Annotated in this window: 15 protein-coding genes, 1 tRNA gene and 5 pseudogenes; 6 read left to right on the top strand and 15 right to left on the bottom strand. The window is 70.3% G+C overall.

What is annotated here, in order from left to right; genetic code table 11:
• Positions 1–16 precede the first annotated feature (16 nt).
• The 3 genes and pseudogenes from ABZ396_RS29080 to ABZ396_RS29070 form a co-directional block, all read right to left on the bottom strand.
• Positions 17–189 (bottom strand): annotated as a pseudogene (locus ABZ396_RS29080) (LysR family transcriptional regulator); the annotation flags it as partial.
• 3 nt (positions 190–192) lie between these two features.
• Positions 193–861: a nitroreductase gene (locus tag ABZ396_RS29075; protein WP_358917239.1), complete on the bottom strand. Its 669-nt coding sequence runs from the start codon at positions 859–861 to the stop codon at positions 193–195.
• A gap of 172 nt (positions 862–1,033) precedes the next feature.
• Positions 1,034–1,252, bottom strand: a pseudogene (locus tag ABZ396_RS29070) (NAD(P)H-dependent oxidoreductase); the annotation flags it as partial.
• Positions 1,253–1,258: 6 nt separating this feature from the next.
• Here ABZ396_RS29070 and ABZ396_RS29065 point away from each other — a divergent pair.
• Positions 1,259–1,441 (top strand): annotated as a pseudogene (locus ABZ396_RS29065) (NAD(P)H-dependent oxidoreductase); the annotation flags it as partial.
• Between the two features lie 10 nt (positions 1,442–1,451).
• Here the strand turns inward: ABZ396_RS29065 and ABZ396_RS29060 are convergent.
• From ABZ396_RS29060 to ABZ396_RS29030, 7 genes and pseudogenes are all read right to left on the bottom strand, one after another.
• Positions 1,452–1,541, bottom strand: a pseudogene (locus ABZ396_RS29060) (FMN-dependent NADH-azoreductase); the annotation flags it as partial.
• 22 nt (positions 1,542–1,563) lie between these two features.
• On the bottom strand, positions 1,564–2,049 hold the full coding sequence (locus ABZ396_RS29055) for a MarR family transcriptional regulator (RefSeq protein WP_358917241.1): 486 nt from the start codon (positions 2,047–2,049) through the stop codon (positions 1,564–1,566).
• A 100-nt stretch (positions 2,050–2,149) separates the two neighbouring features.
• Complete coding sequence (locus ABZ396_RS29050; protein ID WP_358917243.1) at positions 2,150–3,343, bottom strand: PP2C family protein-serine/threonine phosphatase; 1,194 nt, start codon at positions 3,341–3,343, stop codon at positions 2,150–2,152.
• Between the two features lie 141 nt (positions 3,344–3,484).
• Complete coding sequence (locus ABZ396_RS29045) at positions 3,485–3,883, bottom strand: DUF5994 family protein (RefSeq protein WP_358917245.1); 399 nt, start codon at positions 3,881–3,883, stop codon at positions 3,485–3,487.
• 584 nt (positions 3,884–4,467) lie between these two features.
• Positions 4,468–4,677 carry a hypothetical protein gene (locus tag ABZ396_RS29040; protein ID WP_358917247.1) on the bottom strand — a complete coding sequence of 70 codons (210 nt, stop codon included), beginning with the start codon at positions 4,675–4,677 and terminating at the stop codon, positions 4,468–4,470.
• A 468-nt stretch (positions 4,678–5,145) separates the two neighbouring features.
• Positions 5,146–6,084, bottom strand: coding sequence for a M56 family metallopeptidase (locus tag ABZ396_RS29035; protein WP_358917249.1), 939 nt, complete (start codon positions 6,082–6,084; stop codon positions 5,146–5,148).
• 16 nt (positions 6,085–6,100) lie between these two features.
• Entirely contained in the window at positions 6,101–6,490 is a 390-nt protein-coding gene (locus ABZ396_RS29030; protein ID WP_358917251.1) for a BlaI/MecI/CopY family transcriptional regulator, read from the bottom strand.
• A 217-nt stretch (positions 6,491–6,707) separates the two neighbouring features.
• On the opposite strand from ABZ396_RS29030, the gene ABZ396_RS29025 reads away from it, so the two are divergent.
• The 3 genes from ABZ396_RS29025 (at position 6,708) to ABZ396_RS29015 (ending at position 8,762) form a co-directional block, all read left to right on the top strand.
• Positions 6,708–7,544, top strand: coding sequence for an undecaprenyl-diphosphate phosphatase (locus ABZ396_RS29025; protein ID WP_358917253.1), 837 nt, complete (start codon positions 6,708–6,710; stop codon positions 7,542–7,544).
• Positions 7,545–7,674: 130 nt separating this feature from the next.
• Positions 7,675–8,067, top strand: coding sequence for a Chromate resistance protein ChrB (locus tag ABZ396_RS29020; RefSeq protein ID WP_358917254.1), 393 nt, complete (start codon positions 7,675–7,677; stop codon positions 8,065–8,067).
• A 23-nt stretch (positions 8,068–8,090) separates the two neighbouring features.
• On the top strand, positions 8,091–8,762 hold the full coding sequence (locus ABZ396_RS29015) for a DedA family protein (protein WP_358917256.1): 672 nt from the start codon (positions 8,091–8,093) through the stop codon (positions 8,760–8,762).
• A 26-nt stretch (positions 8,763–8,788) separates the two neighbouring features.
• On the opposite strand, the gene ABZ396_RS29010 is transcribed toward ABZ396_RS29015, so the two are convergent.
• Positions 8,789–9,463 carry a hypothetical protein gene (locus ABZ396_RS29010; RefSeq protein WP_358917258.1) on the bottom strand — a complete coding sequence of 225 codons (675 nt, stop codon included), beginning with the start codon at positions 9,461–9,463 and terminating at the stop codon, positions 8,789–8,791.
• Between the two features lie 382 nt (positions 9,464–9,845).
• Here ABZ396_RS29010 and ABZ396_RS29005 point away from each other — a divergent pair, with 382 nt between their 5' ends.
• Together ABZ396_RS29005 and ABZ396_RS29000 are read left to right on the top strand one after the other, a co-directional pair.
• The gene (locus ABZ396_RS29005; RefSeq protein ID WP_358917260.1) at positions 9,846–11,051 is read left to right on the top strand and encodes a permease; all 1,206 of its coding nucleotides are present in this window, start codon (positions 9,846–9,848) and stop codon (positions 11,049–11,051) included.
• A 107-nt stretch (positions 11,052–11,158) separates the two neighbouring features.
• A pseudogene (locus ABZ396_RS29000) lies at positions 11,159–11,395 on the top strand (hypothetical protein); the annotation flags it as partial.
• Positions 11,396–11,672: 277 nt separating this feature from the next.
• Here ABZ396_RS29000 and ABZ396_RS28995 read toward each other — a convergent pair.
• The 4 genes from ABZ396_RS28995 to ABZ396_RS28980 form a co-directional block, all read right to left on the bottom strand.
• Positions 11,673–11,745: transfer RNA gene (locus ABZ396_RS28995), tRNA-Lys, on the bottom strand.
• Between the two features lie 109 nt (positions 11,746–11,854).
• The gene (locus tag ABZ396_RS28990) at positions 11,855–13,369 is read right to left on the bottom strand and encodes an amino acid permease (protein ID WP_358917262.1); all 1,515 of its coding nucleotides are present in this window, start codon (positions 13,367–13,369) and stop codon (positions 11,855–11,857) included.
• 92 nt (positions 13,370–13,461) lie between these two features.
• A complete protein-coding gene (locus tag ABZ396_RS28985) occupies positions 13,462–16,566 on the bottom strand; it encodes a VCBS repeat-containing protein (RefSeq protein WP_358917264.1) in 3,105 nt (1,034 codons plus the stop codon).
• Positions 16,567–16,787: 221 nt separating this feature from the next.
• Positions 16,788–18,992, bottom strand: coding sequence for a DEAD/DEAH box helicase (locus ABZ396_RS28980; RefSeq protein WP_358917266.1), 2,205 nt, complete (start codon positions 18,990–18,992; stop codon positions 16,788–16,790).
• Between the last annotated feature and the right edge of the window lie 234 nt (positions 18,993–19,226).

Below are 19,226 nucleotides of genomic sequence, written 5' to 3'. Positions count from 1 at the left end.
GCACGTGGCCGGCGGATCAGGAGAGCCAGTCGGTGCAGCGGTGGGGGCGAGGTGGGCGTTCTTGTCGGTGAGGACGTCGCCCTTGAGCACGGCGAACATGCCAGCGGTGGGGTCGGTGACGACCGGGCGGTTGTGGCCCTTGTGGGACAGGGTGATCCGGCCGAGCTCGTCCAGGGTGAAGGTGTCGGGGCGTCAGAGACCGTCGACGAACGTGACCGTCTCGCCGAGCGGCGCCCGGCCTGTGCGGGCGTATTCCACCGTGATGTCCTCGTACCCGATCGACATGCCGCAGAAGAGGACGAGCTCGTCCGGGGGTGACACGACCTCCGCGACGGTCCTGTGGAACTTGGCCCAGGCCATCTGCGGACAGCTGTTCAGCCCTTCGTTGCGCAACAGCAGCATGACGGTCTGCAGATACATGCCGACGTCGGACCACTGGGGGCGGCCCAGGTCGCGGTCGATGTAGCAGAACAGGGCGGCGGGCGCGCCGAAACACTGCCAGTTCGCGGAGGCGGCCCTCTGACGGGCCTCGAGGTCCTCGCGCGGGATACCGAGTGCGCCGTAGCGCTGCTCACCGAAGGCGGACCGGCGCTCGCGGTAGGGCGACTTCAGCACGGGCGGGTACTGCAGGTACTCCGGCTCGTCCCAGGGGTCGCCCGCGGCCAGGCGCGCGCCGGCGCGCTTCTTGATCTCGGCCAGTGGCGCGCCGGTCACCACGTACACGTGCCACGGCTGGAGGTTCGATCCGGACGGCGCCCAGGCCGCGGCGGACAGAACACGCTCCAGCGTCTCCCTCGGGACGGGGCGGTCGGTGAACCCGCGCACCGCCCGTCGGCTCGTGACCGCCTCGTAGACGTCCATGATCACCTTTCTCCACCCGCCGAATAGGTCCACCTGAACAGGTCTACCTTCGATTCACTTACGACAGTATCATTCGATACAGTCTCGTGTGAAAGCATCTCGGTGACCCTCGGCCCATGGCTCCCTGCCTCGGGCACCGCACTTTGGAGACCTCCATGGCCACGCTGCTCCACAGCTGCACGCGGACGGCGAACGCGGCGGACTGCTCCGGGGTGCGCTGGGTGGGGACGGCGTACCCGGGGGAGCAGGCGTCGGCGGTGATGTGCAGGACGGGGTCGGCGGCGAGGTCGCGGTAGATCACCGTGCCCTCCGGGTGCTGCTCCTCCCATGTCCTGCGGAAGGCGGCCGTGACGGAACGGGACGACGATGCCTCGCCGGGGAAGACGGACAAGTCGAATCGATCCCCTCGACCCTCAAGGCCTGGCTGGACAGCGTGCTCCTGCTCGGCCGCACGGCCGGGGAGACCCCCTCCGCCCAGGGCACCCCGGCCGTCGTCCTCGCCAGCCGCGGCGGCTCCTACGCGCCGGGCACCCCGCGCGAGGGCTACGAGTTCGTGCAGAACTACCTGGAGGCCGTCCTCAGAGGCACCCCGCCTCGTAGAGAGGGACCAGTTCGGACATGGCCGGGCTGCGGGCGGCCATGGTGAGTTCCGGGACGATGAAGTCGAGGTCCAGGCCGACGGCAACGGGGGCGTGGGCGCGCCTACGCCTCGTCGTCCGCGGGATGGGCAAGGCGGGTCAGCAGATCCCTCAGCTGCTCGGCCTCGCCAGAACCCAGTTCGGCAGCAAGACGTTCAGCCAGCGGCTCCGCCGCCACATGGGCGGCGTCGAAGAGTTCCAGTCCCTGAGGCGTGATCTCCACCGCCCGCACCCGCCGGTCCCCCGGAACGGCCTTGCGTACGGCCAGGCCCTTCCGCTCCAGGTCGTCCACGACCCGCATGATTCCGGCCTTGTCCGACCCCGTCGCCGCCGCGAGATCCCGCTGCACCGTGGGGCCGCGGTTGACGAGCACGATCAGCACCGCCAGATGCCGCAGCTCGATACCGAGCGGCCGAAGCGCCTCCCCCATCACCGCGGCCGCGTGCCAGTGCGCCCGGCGCAGGAGCAGGCCGAGAGCGAACGGTGAGGTATCACCCGGGCGGTCCGTCGCGCGCGAGGCAGCGGTTTGGTCAGGAACGTCGGCGGCCATGAGGCCAGACTACTACTTCAATCGATACGGTATCGTTTGAAACTAAATCCGGCCGTAGTCACGCCGAGGCCGGCGGGTGATGCCGGAGGACAGTGGGGGGTCAGCCGCACCACTCCACCATGAGCAGCGTCGCGTCATCCGTGGTGTGTCCGCCCCGCGCCCGCTTGAGCGTGTGGGACAGGGAGCGCGTCACCGCCCGGATCCCTCGGCCGGTTCGTTCCAGTTGGTTCACACAGTCGATCAGCTGGTCCTCCCCGAACTCCTCCCCGCCGGTCCTGTGCTCCTCGATCAGTCCATCGGTGAAGCACAGGACGCGATCCCCGCGTTCCAGCACCAGCTCGCTGATCCGTGGCTCCGAACCACCCAGGCCAACCGGCAGGGTCGTCGGGGCAACCAGCCGGCCCGCGACGCGGTGGTCACGGACGAGGATCGGCGCCGGGTGCCCTGCGTTGACCCACTGGACGTGTCCTGTCGTCGTGTCCAGCTGCATCATCTGCGCGGTGACGAAGTGCTCGGGACCGAACTGCTCCGCCACAGCGCGGTCCATGAAGTCGTAGATCACCGACAGCCCGGTGCCGGCGCGGCGGGCGTGGCGGTAGGCGCCGATGGCCACGGTGGCAATCGTGGCTGCGTCCAGGCCGTGCCCCATCGCGTCGATCATGACCACGTGGAGGACGTCCCCGTTGAGCGCGTAGTCGAAGCTGTCACCCGCCACGTCATAGGCGGGTTCCAGGATCCCGGCAACGGCGACCCGAGGCATGATCATCGCCAGCGGTGGGAGCAGGGACCACTGGATCTCCGCGGCGACGCTCATCGGTTCACCGCGTCGAACACGGAAGAACAGGTCGGAGTAGCCGTGCTTGGTCACGAGCAGGTCGGCCACCAGGCCGGAGAGCCTGCGCAGCAGGCGGCGGTCGTCGTCATCGACACAGTCCAGCGTCACCGTCATGACCCCAACCTGGTCTCCACCGTCCAGCAGCGGCAGGTGGACCCGTACACCGTCGTAGTCGGACACCTCGACGGGGACCGCGTCGAGGAAGCAGCGGCCCGCCTGGGAGTCGTCGATCAGCTGCGGCTTGCCGTCCGTGAGGCCCTCGCCGGGCAGCGGTACGAGCAGCAACTGCCCGTAGTCCTGCAGCAGCACCTGCGGACGGCGGCCCCCCAACCGCTCCACCACGTCGGCGACCAGCGGCCCGATCAGATGGGGAGGGAGCTCGTGCGCGCGGTCGAGAACCGCTCCCAGCAGCGCTTCCGCGAAGCTCTCGGAGCGGTCCAAGCGCCCTGCGGACGTCATCCGGTCACCCGCCATGGTCCGCGCGTATCGGTTACGGCGGGGGGAGACGACGACGGGACTGTCGGCGTCATCGCTCCACCGGGAGGTCGTTGTCGACCGGACCGGCCGGCCGGTCACACGGGCCCGACGTCGCCGGTCCTCTCACTGGAGTCCGTGTCCGGCTTCTGCCTCCCAAGCAGCTTCTCCCTCGACACCGTCCTCGGCGAGCGCCGGCATGCGCCGGGCCGGCAGCAGGTTCTCGGGACCGGCGGCGGTCAGCAGCCGGGCGGCCGCCGCGACCGGCACGTGGGGCGGGATGACGAGCAGTTCCCAGCGTCCCGGGGTTCCGCGGTCCGGGGTGATGGCATGCGCTTCGGCGGCAAGGGCGGTCCGGGCCACCTCGACCACGTGGCCGGGCGCCGTCACCGTCCGCGGGGCATCGGCCCGGGACGCGGTGCCCACGCTGACCCGGGTGACCGTGCCGGCACCCGGCTCCAAGGGGCCGGCCAGCGCGGGCACAACGCGGCCACCAGGAACCGTCCAGCGGGCCGTGGCTGACATCCGGTGTGAGGTGCAGCCGAGGCAAGGGCATCCAGCAGGTCTGTGCGTCGTCTGGGGACGTACCGTCGGTGGGCCTTGTGATGGCGTCCATCGTGCGTTCCCGTCCCGGGCGGCCGACGACTGCCCACGTCTGGCACTCGACGGGGACGGCGCTGACGTGGTCATACGCCCGAAAAGCACTCGGTAACGTCAGCGTACTCCCGGCCGTGACAGGCGGCGCGAGGTGCCGAGCCGGAAGCTGTACCGGCCGGGACAGCCGAATCCCGCTTCCCGCCCGCGCATCGGATGCCCGCACCAGACGTCTCGATCACCGGCCTGCTGGGGATGGTCCTGCGCGAGGGAGGATCAGCACGCAGGAGGCGGCAGGGCCGAGCAGCGCCGACGACCTGCCTTCCCGTCGGAGAGGGGGACGTCTGCATCTCACGCTCGTGCGGCTGGGAGCGCAGCCTCACCAGGACGGCCCGGCCCGGCGAATCGGCGGGTCGCTTGTCATCCTGCGAACCAGCCCCCTACCTGCGGCACTCCGCCGGTAGGGGGCTCGTCGTCGTGGTCGTCGACCGGCGGCAGGGCCGCCGGCCGGGCGATCAGAAGGAGAGGGTGACGCCGACCTGGTGGTACTGACCGAGGGCGCCCATGGCGACGTCCGTGACCGCGTCGAGCTGAGCCAGGACGTCCGAGCTGGTGATCGCGGTCGGACCGGCGACGATGCCGACCTGCGGGCTCAGGCCGCCGGAGACGGTGTCGAGCTCGGCGTCGGAGATCTCAAGGGTCTGAACCTGGGGAGCGGAGTTCATGAGGAGACTGCCCTTCACATGGATGTTTCGGGGGAGCGGATCCGCTGGGGACAAACGACGGACCGCGACCGCAGGCGTACGCCATCCGTTTCCGGATGCCATCGCGCGAAGCCTGCGGCGCGAGGGATCAAATCACGGAGTGCTGCGGGCATCCAGTCGATCGGTGCCCGCCGCAGGGCAGTTGAACGCTCCGGCTACTCATCCGTGCCGTTGTGCACACCGATTGCGGGCAGCTTCTCCACACGAGGCGCGGCACAGCACGCTGACAGGTATTGACGCAGCGGATCCGTGCACGGCAACTCCGCCCCAACAGAGCCATTGGCGTCGCAGTTGCGCATTCGCTGTGCAGATTCGGTCGCCGGCACTCGGGCAGGTGCCTCGGCCACGGCCGAGAACTTGGGGAGTGCGACCGGCCGCGATCGCGCCGCAGGCGAGCGACGGCGGAGCGGGGCGCGTCCAGCGGAGCGCTCAGCCGGCGCCGACGGTCTTCATCAGGCGGTGGAGGTCGTGGGCGGCCTCGGCGGTGGCGAGTGTCGCGGCGGTCAGAACGGCCGCGGTTGCCGCGGTGAGGGCCGGGTGACGTCCCAGCGGCGGCGCGAGGAGCGCGGCCACGCGGCGGGGGACCGGGCCGGCGCCGGATCGACCACGCCGGCCCAGGATGCCGAGGGCGGCACCCGCGGTGCGGGCGAAGACCGGGGTGCGGTGGGCGGCGAGGGCGGCCTTGCCGACGGTGCGGGCGACCCTCTTGCGGTCACCGGTCGAGGCGGCCGCGTTCTCGTCGGCCCAGCGTTCGATGGTGTAGGTGACGGCGGTGGCGAGGGGGCGCAGCAGGGGGTTGGCGGCTGCGCCGAGCTGGGCGAGGGCGACGAAGGCGTAGTGGTGGGCGGTCAGGTGGGCACGCTCGTGGGCGAGCAGGACGTCGTGCTCGGTCTCGTCCAGCGTGTGCAGCATGCCGGTGGAGACGACGACCCGGCCGGGCAGTCCGGGGATGGCGTAGGCGTCCGGGGCGTCGTCGTCGACGACGACCAGGCCGTCGCGCGCGGGCATGCAGGCGGCCTCCCATGCGGCGGCGGCCAGTGAGCGGGCGCGTCGCCACAGCATCCGGGCGGCCATGAGCACGGCGCCGCCGAGCAGCAGTCCGGCCACCAGCGAAACGGACAGCGCCGCGGGGTCGTCGTGCTGCGCGGTGTGTGCCGACCAGTGGCCCAGGCTGGCGAGTTGGGGGATGCGGATCAGACCCGCCGCGGCCAGCAGGCCAAGGGAGATCGTGCTCGCCGTGCCCAGGACCAGGGCCGAGGCGGTGAGCAGCCAGGTGGCGAGGCGGGGTTCGCAGCGTTCGGCCAGCGGGCGGGCGCCGAGCGGGGCGATGAGCGAGAGCAGCAGCGGCAGGTAGACGGCGACGTGCATCCGAGCGGCCCCTTTCCTACTGGCCGGGGTGTGGGTCGGGGTCCAGCAGTTGGCGCAGCAGCTCGGCGTCCGCGTCGGACAGGCCGTCGGCGAAGCGGGCGAGGACGGCCTCGCGATCGGGCCGCTCCTCCAGGACGGTGCGCATACGCCGGGCGGCGAAGCCGGCCTCGTCGGTGACGGGGGCGTAGGCGTAGGCCCGGCCGCGGGGGGTGCGGGTGAGCAGCCCCTTGGTGTGCATGCGGGTGAGGATCGTCACCACGCTGCTGTACGACAGGTCGTCGCCGAGCCGCTCGGCGACCTCCCCGGGGGTCAGCGCGCCGTCGGCCCGCTGCAGCAGACCGAGAATCTCGGCTTCACGCACGCCGTTGGCCCGCTTGGGGCCGCGTCCCTGTGTGTGGGCGTCCATGGGTTTGTCGTTCTCCCGCCCGTCTTCTACAGTCGTGTAGAACTTCTACGACCGTGTAAATGCTGTCGTCGTCCGAGTCTGCCATGCGCCCGGGCCCGAGGACAGCAGAGGCAGGAATGGATTCCCGCCGACGATCCCGGCCGCCGCGCATGGGCCGAGCCGGCGTTCCGCCGGCCACCGGCACCTTTCATCCCACCCACCGCAGAAAAGGATCCCGATGAGCGCCATCAGCCTCGGTCAGGCCGTCGTCCTCGGAATTGTCGAGGGGGTGACCGAGTTCCTGCCCGTGTCCTCCACCGGGCATCTGAAGATCACCGAGGGGCTGATGGGCATCCCGGTCAACGACACCTCCGTGGTCGGCTTCACCGCCGTCATCCAGGTCGGCGCCATCGCCGCCGTGCTCTGCTACTTCTTCAAGGACATCGTGCGGATCGTCTCCGCCTGGGGCCGCGGCATCGTCAACCGCGAGGAGCGGTACCACCACGACTACAAGTTCGCCTGGTGGGTCGTATACGCCACCATCCCGATCGTGGTGGTCGGCCTGGCCGCCAAGAAGCTGGTCGAGGGGCCGCTGGGCTCGCTGTGGGTGGTGGCCGGATCGCTCATCGTCGGCTCCGGTGTGATGTGGGTGGCCGACCAGATGGGCCGGCACAAGCGCGGCGAGGACGACACCACGCTCAAGGACGCGATGCTGGTGGGCAGTTCACAGATCCTCGCCCTGCTGTTCCCGGGCTTCTCCCGCTCCGGCGCCACGATGTCCACCGCGCTGATCCTGGACCTGGACCGGGTGGCGGCCACGCGCCTGTCGTTCTTCCTCGGCATCCCCGCCCTGACCGGCGCCGGCCTGTACGAGCTGAAGGATGCCGTGGGTGCCGGGGTCGGTGCCGTACCGCTGGCCGTGGGCACGGCCGTCTCCTTCGTGGTCGCCTACGCCTCCATCGCCTGGCTGCTGAAGTTCGTGGCGCGGCACTCCTTCAACGCCTTCGTGATCTACCGCATCGTCATCGGCGTGGCGCTGCTCGGTCTGCTGACCACCGGGGTGCTCAACGCCTGACCCCGTCGAACAGGGAAACGGTGATCCGCTGGATCGTCCTCGCGATCAAGCTCCCCGCGGAGCCCTCGCGGCACGGGGCGCGGCCTGGCGGGAGCTGCGCCGGGTCGGTGCGCTCTCGCTGGGCCAGGGCGTGTGGGCCGTACGGGACGTTCCCGGCCTCGCGGACGGCATCGCTCGCGCGCCGGAGCTGGCGGAAGCAGCCGAGGGCCAGGTCGTGACCCTCTACGCGGCCGGGCGGGGTCCCGAGGACGCCGCCCGTTTCCAGTGGCGCCCGCCCGCGGGATGGGGCCGCTGTAGGCTGCCGGGTTCACCACGGCCTTCGGTACGCACGGCATCGCCGCCAACCTCGGCGGCCACTCCGACGCCCTGGCCGCCGCCACCCCGGCCACCCACCCCGGCCGAGCGTCTCGGCCAGACTGATCCGGCCAACCAGGCCGCCGACCCACCGACCTTACTTCTACAACATGTATTAGATTTGGCTGACGGTTGCCTTCCCCGGCACCACCTCCACCCCGCCCGGTAGCCTCGGTTCCAGAGGTGACCCAGATGACCGCACCTCCCTTGCCCGGCGTGTTCGCCGCCCTCGCCCCACTCCTTGACCATTGGGGTTACGCGGCGGTCGGCGGCCTGCTCTTCCTGGAGGACTTCGGCGTGCCGGTCCCCGGGGAGACGGTGCTGATCGCCGCCGCCGTCTACGCCGGAGCAGGTCGGCTGAACGTCCTCGCGGTCGCCGTGATCGCGGTACTCGCCGCCGTCTGCGGCGACAACATCGGCTACGTCATCGGCCGGTACGGCGGCCACCGCCTCGTGACGCGCTACGGCCGCTACGTGCTGCTCACCCCGGCACGTGTCGCCAAGGCGGAGGCGTTCTTCACCCGGCACGGCGGCAAGGTCATCACCGTCGCCCGTTTCATCGAGGGACTGCGCCAGGCCAACGGCATCATCGCAGGGCTGAGCGAGATGCCCTGGCGCCGGTTCCTCGCCTTCAACGCGCTGGGGGCGGTGTTGTGGGTGGGTGTCTGGGTGACCCTCGGCTACGCCGCCGGAGACCACATCGGCACCCTGTACCCGGCCATCCAGCGGTACGAGCTGTACCTGCTCGCCGCCGCGGGCCTCGCCCTCACCGTCGTAGCCGCACGCCACCTGCTTCACCGTCGCGCGACCGGCGCGACCCGGCCCTCTCCCGCCCCGGACGATCAGGACACGCCGGCCCCTTGACTCCCCGCCCGCCGCAGCGGTGTCCGTCAGCAGCGGCCGGCTCGCTCTTCGGCGTCGATGCCGTTGTCGATGCCGCGGTGGATGAGGTAGGAGCGCAGGGTGAGGGACGAGGTGGGCCAGGGCCGTGGGTGGGGGCGAAGCCGTCGCCAGTCGTACGGCGGATGGCCCAGCTTCGGGCGGTGCCGGTCGTAGCCGTTGATCACCGCCCAGCCTCCGACGCACACGACCGTCACCGCGCGTGCACCGACATCGACGGGGCGTGTGCCGGGCGCCAGCAGGCCGCCGACCCCAGCCGTCCACAGCCAGTATCCGAGCAGCGGGTAGACCGCCAGTTGATGCCAGATCTTGGTGGGGGCGAGCGCCTGCTGACGGGTGAAGAACCCCGACCGCAGCTCCCGGTACCGCTGCACCAGACCGAAGACCAGCCAGCCCCCACCGGACGCCAGTCCCCACCACGGGCCGGCGGGCCCGCTCGGCGGCATCGCACCCATCCGCCGCACCCCCAGCGCGACCGCCGCTGCCAGCAGCGGATCGCCGAACAGCACCGCCATGAACCCGGTGCGAAAGCCCATCAGACGGCGCTCCAGCACCAGCGCCAACACCCACAGGCCACCCGGTGTGACAGCCAGCGCCGCGAGGGCCGCGACCCAGGGGCCGTGCTCCAGCGGTACGCCCAGCCAGGGAAGATAGGGTCCGCTCACAACAGAAACGATCCCCCGGCGCACCCGCACCCATGCCCGGGATGGAACATCACCGGCTGCCGGCGCCGCTTCGTGTTCCCTGCGCCGCCACCAGCGGCACCTGCCCCGTTTTTGCGGCAAACGCCAGGAGCGCCAGCTCGGTCGCCCACGTGCCCGCCGCCACGACCGCCGCGCACACCATCGCCCACGTCCCCCGCACCCTCCAGTTCCAGACCGTTGGCAAGCTCCACACCGCCGCCCTGACTCTGCGCGTCGGCTGACGCCCGGCGGGGGCATCACCACACCCGGGCGACCCCGCCCTTCCGGCCTTACGGGCTAGCCGGGCCGTCGGCGCCGCGTGTCCGTGGCCCGTACGCCGCTCCGGGAAGGGAAGGCTTCACACATGCACGCCGTCCTGCACGCACTGTCCATCACCGGATCCATGACATGGGAGATCACCTGGGCCCTGATCCTGGGGTTCGCCCTGTCCGCCGTCGTCCAGGCCGTGGTCCGCAAGTCCACGATCGTCTCCCTCCTCGGCGACGACCGGCCCCGCACTCTCGCCATCGCCGCCGGCCTCGGGGCCGCCTCCTCCTCGTGCTCCTACGCCGCGGTCGCGCTGGCGCGCTCGCTGTTCCGCAAGGGCGCGAACTTCACCGCCGCGATGGCCTTCGAGATCGCCTCCACCAACCTCGTCGTCGAACTGGGCGTGATTCTGGCGCTGTTGATGGGCTGGCAGTTCACCGCCGCCGAATTCGTGGGCGGCCCGATCATGATCGTCGTGCTGGCCGTGCTGTTCCGCCTGTTCCTGCGCGACAAGCTGCTGCGTCAGGCCCGCGAGCAGGCAGAGAGGGGGCTGGCCGGGTCGATGGAGGGCCACGCCGCGATGGACATGTCGGTCCAGCGCGAAGGCTCCTTCACTTCTCGGCTGCTCTCCCGCGAGGGATTCACCGCCACGGCGCATGTCTTCGTCATGGAATGGGCGGCGATCCTGCGCGACCTGGTCGTCGGCCTGTTCATCGCCGGTGCCATCGCCGCCTGGGTCCCGGACTCGTTCTGGCGTGTCTTCTTCTTCGACGGCCACCCGCTCGCGGCCAGGCTGTGGGGCCCTGTCATCGGCCCGGTGGTGGCGATGTTGTCCTTCGTGTGCTCCATCGGCAACGTGCCGCTGGCGGTGGTGCTGTGGAAGGGCGGCATCAGCTTCGGCGGCGTGGTGGCGTTCATCTTCGCCGACCTGCTGATCCTGCCGATCCTGAACATCTACCGGAAGTACTACGGCGCCAGGATGGCACTCTTCCTGCTGGGCACCTTCTACCTCGCGATGGTCATCGCCGGATACGTCGTCGAATTCGCCTTCGGCGGCCTCGGCCTCGTCCCCGACCGCAGCCACGCGAAGATCCCCATGGAAGGCGTCACCTGGAACTACACCACCTGGCTCAACATCGCCTTCCTCCTCCTCGCCGCCGTCCTCCTTGTGCGGTTCTTCCGTACCGGCGGACTGTCGATGCTTCGCATGATGGGCGGGTCACCGGACACCAGTCACGATCACGGCCACCACACGCAACACGGGCATCCAGCAGGGAGCGAGCACGGCGAGCACCACCACTGACGGCGACCCTCCGCCCAGCCGGCCGCGGCCACCACGTCGGCGAGCGAAGAGACGGCGTCGGCCGTCGCGGCACCGGACCCCACGCCGGCCTACGTCGACCCCACCGCGCCGAACGGATCCTCGGCAACGCCGTCATGTACGTCATGGGCTCCATCGAGAACCCCGATGTCCACCTCGGCGTCGGCAAGCTCGTCGACATCGGCGTCCACCAGCTCATCCTCGACACACCCGTCTGGTGGGGCATCTGCCGCCTCTACGACGGCGGCCGGTTCAAGCACCACGCCCCGTTCATCGAGCGCCGCCAAGATGGCCTGTGCCTGCGCACCGGCGACTTCCTCCGAACCGGGAGCGGCTCCAGTGGGGCGAGGCAAGGAAGGACACCCACGGCACGATCGTGCTGACGTCCGATACGTACACGATCCTGCTCCCGGAGGTCGACCGCGTGGCGTCGGAGAGGGCCGCGGCGATCGTTCCGAGGGCCCGCCGACAGGCAGTCGGTGAAACCGGCGGGCTCACTTCGTGCTCACCCGACCTCCGAACGACGAAAGCGCCCCGGCTGAACAAGATCAGCCAGAGCGCCCCGCCGCTGGTCAACAGGGGTTTCCCCGCCGATCCGTTCGGTAGGCCGTGTGGGACTCGAACCCACAACCAATGGATTAAAAGTCCACTGCTCTGCCAATTGAGCTAACGGCCCAGGCGATGTTGCCTCCCCGAGCATAGCCGGACGGAGCCGTGTCGCCGATCGGGTATCGGGGTCGCCGCCGCGTCGGGTGGCAGAAGTGGGGCAGAAGTGGTCCGGAGCGTCAGAGATCGACCAGTTTGGCGGTGTTCTCGCGGCGCGCTCCGTCCGGGTGGAGGAACCAGTGACGGGCCGAGGCCTGCCACCAGACCGCGGCGAAGCCGAGGACCGCCAGGACGGCCACCGGGGCGTAGTTGAAGGACTTCCAGGTGACCGGGGAGACCTGCGGGAGCATGAAGAGGACGGTGATGACGCCGACCCAGGCCACCGCGATCACGCCGATCACCCGCGACCAGCGGCCCAGATGCCACGGCCCGCGTTCGAACGCGTTGCCCTTCCTGATCCGCAGCAGTGTCGGGATCACGTACGCCACGTACAGCCCGATCACCGCGATCGACGTCACGGCGGCGTAGGCCGTGTAGTTGATGAGGTACGGGAGGCCCAGGGCGAGCGCGGAAAGGGCCGCCAGCCACACCGCGGCCACCGGGGTGCGGGTGCGCGGGCTGACCGTGTGCCAGACGCGGGAGAAGGGGAGGGCGCCGTCGCGGGAGAACGCGTAGATCATGCGGCTGTTGGCCGTGACCGACGCCATTCCGCAGAACAGCTGGGCGCCGATGACGACGAGGAGCAGCAACTTGCCCGTCGTCGCGCCCAGCGCGTCCAGGAGGATCTGGGCCGGGGGCGCGCCCGTCGGGGACGCCAGCTCCTTGTCGTACGACTGGATCGCGAAGGTGAAGCCGAGGAGCAGCACGAAGCCGGCTATCCACGATGTCCAGATCGAGCGGACGATGCCTCTCGGGCCCGCCGTCGACGCGTCATGGGTCTCCTCGGTCATGTGCGCCGAGGCGTCGTAGCCCGTGAACGTGTACTGGGCCATCAGGAGACCCAGGAGGACCACGTACGGGCCGCTGCTCCAGCCCGTCTCGTTCACGAACCTGGTGAAGACGAAGGACGCCGACTGGTGGTGGTCGGGTACGAAGGTCAGCGCGCCGACGATGACCGCGACGCCCAGGACGTGCCACCACACGCTCACGCTGTTGAGCAGAGCGACGATGCGGACGCCGAAGGTGTTCAGCAGGCCGTGCAGGAGCAGGATCGCCGCGAAGAGGAGGATGGTCCGGCCCGGGGTCACCTTGAAGTCGAACTGCAGGTTCAGGTACGCGCCCAGGAAGGACGCCGCGCCGAAGTCGATGCCCGCGGTCACCGCCACCTGGCCGAGCACGTTGAACCAGCCGGTGAACCACGCCCAGGCGGCCGCGCTACGGGGTGGGGCCAGACGGTGGGCCCAGAAGTAGAGGCCCGCCGAGGTGGGATAGGCGGAGCAGATCTCGGCCATGGAGAGGCCCACGAAGAGGGTCATCAGGCCGACGGCCACCCAGCCCCAGGTGATCACCGCGGGGCCGCCGGTGATCATGCCGAAGAGATAGAGGGTGAGGCAGCCGGAGAGGACCGAGATGATCGTAAAAGAGACCGCGTAGTTCGAGAAGGCCGACATACGGCGGGCGAGGACCTGGGTGTAGCCGAGCTGGGCCAGCCGTTCTTCGTCCGACGGCCCATCCGCTATCGCGTCATCTGTCATGCCCCCAGCAATTCCCACACCAGGGGCGTGACATGCGTCACAGCATGGCTGAAAAGACCCTGGAACGGGCCCGAAACAGACCTACCGCCCGGTCAGAACAGACCCTTGTAGCCCTGCCAGCCCGTCCCGATCCTCACCCGCGCGGCGAACGTCCCCTTGCCGGTCCCGCTCATCCGGTACAGGGCCCCCGTCGTGTCCCGCGCGACCAGGTCACTGTTCCCGTCCCCGGTGATGTCGCCGACGCCGACGACGGCGTTGTACGACACACCCCACGGAGAGGCGATCTTCACCCGGCTTCCGAAGCCGCCCCTGCCCGTGCCGTAGTACCGGTACAGATTGTTCGCCCTGTCCTGCGCGACCAGGTCCGCGACCCCGTCCCCGTTCAGATCCCCGGCGCCGACGACCTTCTTGTACGTCTTCCAGTTGTCGTACAGCTTCACCCGGGCGGCGAACCTGCCGGTGCTGGTGGACTTGTAGAGGTATACCGCGCCCGTGGCGGCGTTGCGGGTGATCAGGTCGGCGCGACCGTCCTTGTTCAGGTCACCGGGCGAGGTGAGGACGTCGTACTGGTTCCAGCCGCTCGTCCCGAGGGATGTGTACGGCGTCGACGGGGTGAGTGGCGCACCACAGCCGGGCTTGTAGCCGCGCAGGGCACCGCTGGTGGTGCGCACCAGCACGTCGTTGCAGAGGTCCTTGTTCAGGTCGCCGAACGGCACGGCGAGCGTCGTGGCCGGCCAGCCCCTCCCCACGGCCGTCCCGGAAAAGGTGCCCTTGCCCGTCCCCTGCTGGAAGGTCAGCGTGCCCGAGGAGCCGAGGGTGAGCAGGTCGCCGATGCCGTCCGAGCCGACGTGGTCGCGCCGTACCGGGCTGCCGCTGTCGATCCGCACCGAACCGGTCATCTGGAGCGGGGCACCGGTCCCGTCGGCGGGGGTGACGGACAGCGTCCAGTCGTACGCCCCGTTCGGCAGCGGCACGTCCCCGGGGGCCGTACGGTCCATGCCGAACCAGCCGACCGACAGCTCACCACGTGACTCGGCGGTGCTGTCCGCCGTGTCGACGACCTTGCCGGTCGTCCTGGCCCGCACGGTCAGCCGCCACCCCGACGCCGGCTTCGACAGCAGCAGGGTGGTCAGGTTGCCCGGCGTCGTGTCGATCGGCGTCGGGTCGACCCAGGCCGAGTTCGCGGCGGGGGCCAGCAGCCGCAGGGGTTGCTGGGTCACCCCGGACGGTACGAGGTGGATCTGCTCCTTGTCGTCGACATAGGCCGCGTTCGCCCCGGACTCGTCGACCGTCCAGCGCACGTCCCGCTGGGAGACACCGGTGCCGGGCAGTTCGCCGATGACCCGGCTCACGGGAGTCCCGTCGGCGACGGCCGTCAGTACCAGCTTCCCTGCCGCCTTGTCGTGCGTGACGACATACCCGTCTCCGAGTTTGGCCTCGTCGGCCGGGACGGACACGGACTTCTTCGTCGTGCGGTCGTACACCCCGGCCGTCGTACCGTCGCAGTTCCAGTACAGGTAGCGGCCGTCCGCCTGGAGTTCGGTCGGCGTGCAGCCCGCGGTGTCGAGGGTGAGCGTCTCCACGGTCTGCTTGGCCGACAGGTTGTAGGCGCTGACCTGGCCGGGGGCCGTGCCGGTCGCCGTCCAGAGCAGGTCGCCGGAGAGCGCGGCGGCACCGGGGGTGCGGGTGACCTTGGGTCCCGCTTCGTCGTCGATCTTGTAGACGTACTGCTGGGTGGCGGTGGTGTAGAGGACGTACTCGCCGGAGACGTCGGTGATCTGTCCACCCGGGGACACGATCTTGGTCCAGAAGTTGGGCTGTCCCGGGCCGTAGGACCTGATCTGGTCGCTGCCCGTGCCGCCCCGGCTGAGCCAGACGGCCCGCCCGTCGGCCGCGCCGAACACCTGCGAGCAGCCGACGTCCGTCGCCGGGCAGGAGAACAGCAGCAGGCTGGTGCCGTCGTGGTTCGAGCGGGGGCCGAAGGTGGGCGTACCGCTCGTGGCGACGGTACGACCGTAGGTGTCGCGGTAGTTGGCCCAACTGGCGTCGGCCTCCACCAGGCGCCCCTGGTCCAGCGCGAGTCCCTGGATCGGGAACGGCGGCTTCGGTAGCGCCTTCAGCATGGTAACGACCGGCTTGCCGTCGGGGCCGGCGGTGATGTGCTGGATGCCCCAGTCGTCGGCGCCGGTGCGGCCGATGACGACGGCGGTGCCGTCCGAGGCGACCCCGAGCGTGGTGTTCGAGGAGGAGAACAGGGTGACCGGATCGCCGCCCGCGATCGGTACGGCTGTCACCAGACCGCCGTTGCCGGGCCGGTGGACGAGCCAGTCACCGACGATCGCAAGGCCGGTGGCCGCCGCGGTGCCCGTCGGGTTGTCCAGGGCGACCGCGACCGGATCGGCCGTCAGATCGGCGCGGGAGTACACATACGCCGTGGTGGCGTTGGTGCCGGTGAAGGCGACTACGCGGTCGGGCCCGAGCTTGACCGACGTGGCGTCGGAGGGCAGGGGGGATGTCCAGCTCACGACCTGGCCGGTCTTCGGGTCGACCTGGACCAGGCGGGCGGAACCGTTCAGCGTGGCGCGGTAGAAGACGGCGTTCGCGTCCCCGCGTACCGGGCCGCTGGCGAGCAGCATGCCGTCCGGCGCGCCGTTCACGACCACGTCGGTCGTCGTGCCGTCGGCCTCGGGCGTCAGCAGATGCCTGACCTTGGTGACGGTGCCGTCCTCGGCGGTGACCTGTTCGAGGGTGGCGACCGTGCCGCCGAAGACAGCGGCCGTGGACTGGCCCACGGGTGGTCGGTACGTCCTCGTGGTGCCGTCGACCGCGTTCCACAGGTCGATGTGGCCGTCGCTGTAGTGATAGGCGAGGACATCACCACCGGTGCCGGTGGCGCCCACAGAGCCCGTCATCGAGGGCACCGCGAAGGAACGGTCGTCCGAGTACCGTGTCCACAGCAGGCCTTTGTGTCCCTCCAGCGTGTGGAAGACGCCCTGCGGGCCGACCCCGTCACCGCCGACGGTGGAGTTGGTCATGAAGAGCGAGGCCGTGGCGTATGTGCTGCGGTACGTCGCCGGTACGACCGTCTCCTGGGCGGTGTCGGCCGTCGCCGCCTGGGCCGGCAGCAGTGGGCTCAGGGTTGCCGCGAGTACGGCGGTCGCCGCGATGAGGCGCAGGCGTGCAGGAGCATGACGCACCACGAAGAGTCCCTCCCCAGGAACGGAGACGGGTTCGGCGCCGCTCACTCCGGCGCCCGCGGCCCCCCGGCCTACTCACCCGTCACACAAGTACGCCGACTTTACCGCTCATTGACAGCTGAGGGGGAAGCCTTTCCCGTCACGGAGAACGCCGTGGCCCCCACCGGTGTGTCGGTGGGGGCCACGGCGTTCGGTCAGCCTGTGCCGGCTGTCACGGTGTGTCAGCCGTTGCGCTTCCAGCGCGGCTTGTCGTCGCGGCGGCCGAAGGAGCCGGTGCCGGTACCCGTGCCGGTGGTGCGGTGGTCGTCACGACGGCCGTACGACGGGCGGTCGTGGCCGCCGGCGCGGAAGCCCGGGCGGTCGTCACGGCGGTCGCGGTTGAAGGGGCGGTCGCTGCCACGGTGGCCACCGCGGTCGTCACGGCGCTCGAAGGAGCGGCCGGCCGGACGGTCGTCACGACGGAAGCCGCCGCCCTGGTTGTCGTCGCGGCGCTCGAAGGAACGGCCACCACGGTCACCGTCACGACGGTCGTCGCGGCGGTCGTTGTCCCGGCGGAAGCCGCCCGACGGACGGTCGTCACGACGGAAGCCGCCACGGTCATTGTCACGACGGTCGTCGCGGCGGAAACCACCCGAGGGGCGATCGTCACGACGGTCGAAGGAACGGCCACCACGGTCACCGTCACGACGGTCGTCGCGGCGGAAACCACCCGAGGGGCGGTCGTCACGACGGTCGAAGGAACGGCCACCACGGTCACCGTCACGACGGTCGTCGCGGCGGAAACCACCCGAGGGGCGGTCGTCACGACGGTCACGGCGCTCGTAGTTGCCCCGCTCGTCGCGCTGCTGCCGCGGACGATCATAGGAAGAGGAGGACTGCTCGCGCACCGGCGCCTCGGCGGCCTGCTGCTCCGGCAGCGACACGGCGGCCTCGGCCACGGCGGCGGCCTCGGCGACCGCAGTCTCCGGGTCCTCGCCGCGCTCGCGGGCGGCCCGGACGACCAGCCGGTCGGCCTCCTCCCGCAGCTCGGCAGCCCGGCGCTGCGCCCGCTCCAGCTCCTTGGTGAGCTGGGCGACCTCACGCTCGGCCTGCTGCGCCGCGTTGCCCGCGGACTCGGCCTGGACCTCGGTCATCGAACGGGCGCCGGTGATCTCGGCGACCTCGGGCTCGAAGGCCGTACCGGAGTTGATGATGTGACGGCCGGCGTCGACGCCCGCGTCCTCCATCAGGCGGAAGATCTGGCGGCGCTGGTGCGGCAGGGAGAGGGAGACGACGGTTCCCGTGCGGCCCGCACGAGCGGTACGGCCCGCGCGGTGCAGGTAGTCCTTGTGGTCACCGGCCGGGTCGACGTTCAGGACGAGGTCGATGCCGTCGACGTGGATGCCGCGGGCGGCGACGTCGGTGGCGACGAGCGCGTTGACGTAACCGTCCTTGAAGTCGGCCAGCGTCCGGGTGCGGGCGCCCTGGGTCATGCCGCCGTGCAGCGCGTCGGCCTTCACACCGGCGTCGCGCAGTTGCTCGGCGATGCGGTCGGCGCCCAGCTGGGTGCGGACGAAGATGATCGTGCGGCCCTTGCGGGAGGCGATCGCGGCGGTGACCGGCGCCTTGTCCTTGGGCTTCACGATGAGGATGTGGTGGGACATCGTCGTGACGTTGCCCTGGGCGCTGTCGACCTCGTGGATGACGGGGTTGTTCAGGTAGCGCTTGACCAGCGTGGAGATCTCGTTCTCCATCGTGGCCGAGAACAGCATGCGCTGGCCGCCGGCCGGGACCTGGTCGAGCAGCTCGGTGACCTCGGGCAGGAAGCCCAGGTCGGACATCTGGTCGGCCTCGTCGATTACGGCGATCTGCACGTCCTCGAGGGAGCAGGCGCCGCGGTTGATGATGTCGCGGAGGCGGCCGGGCGTGGCGACGAGGATGTCGACGCCGCGCTCCAGGGCGTAGATCTGGTTCCCCATGGAGGTACCGCCGCAGACGACCTTCATCTTCAGGCCGAGGACGTCGCCGTACGGCTGGAGGGCGTCCGCGACCTGCATCGCCAGCTCACGGGTCGGGGTGAGGATGACGGCGCGGGGCCGCTTCTTCTCGGTGCGGCCGCCGGCCAGCGTGGCCAGGGTGGGCAGACCGAAGGAGAGGGTCTTGCCGGAGCCGGTGCGGCCTCGGCCGAGGATGTCCTTGCCGGTCAGGGCGTCCGGGATGGTCGCGGCCTGGATCGGGAAGGGGGTGGTCACACCGTTCTGCTCGAGCTTGCGCACGATGCCCTCGGGGAGACCGAGGTCGGCGAAGGTGATCTGGGGGGTGTCAGTGGTGTCGGTGCTGTTGGTGGTGTCAGCGGTCTCTTCGGAGACCTGGGTCACCAGCTCGTGGTCCTCGTTGTTCTCGTTGTTCTCGGACACGACGAACTGATCAGTACTGGACACGGACATGCGAATGCGAAACCTTCCGGAGTCTCTTCGGCACGCGCCCGTCAACTCCGTGATTCGCTCACGACCGCCTCAATGCGGTCCGCCACGGCAAGGGAGAGTACGCGCCACACGGCGCGCTCTGCGGTGGCGCCGGGCAAATGGGATCAAACGATCTACCACCATACGCACCCACCACCCCTCAAGGCAAACCGCCCCCCAAAGCCGCAGCTCACACGGCTTTCGGGCAACGGCCAC

The organism is Streptomyces sp. NPDC005866 (assembly GCF_040629895.1).
Taxonomy (GTDB): Bacteria; Actinomycetota; Actinomycetes; order Streptomycetales; family Streptomycetaceae; genus Streptomyces.
Note: the sequence above shows the minus strand (reverse complement) of the source record. Positions and strands in the feature narration are given on the sequence as shown.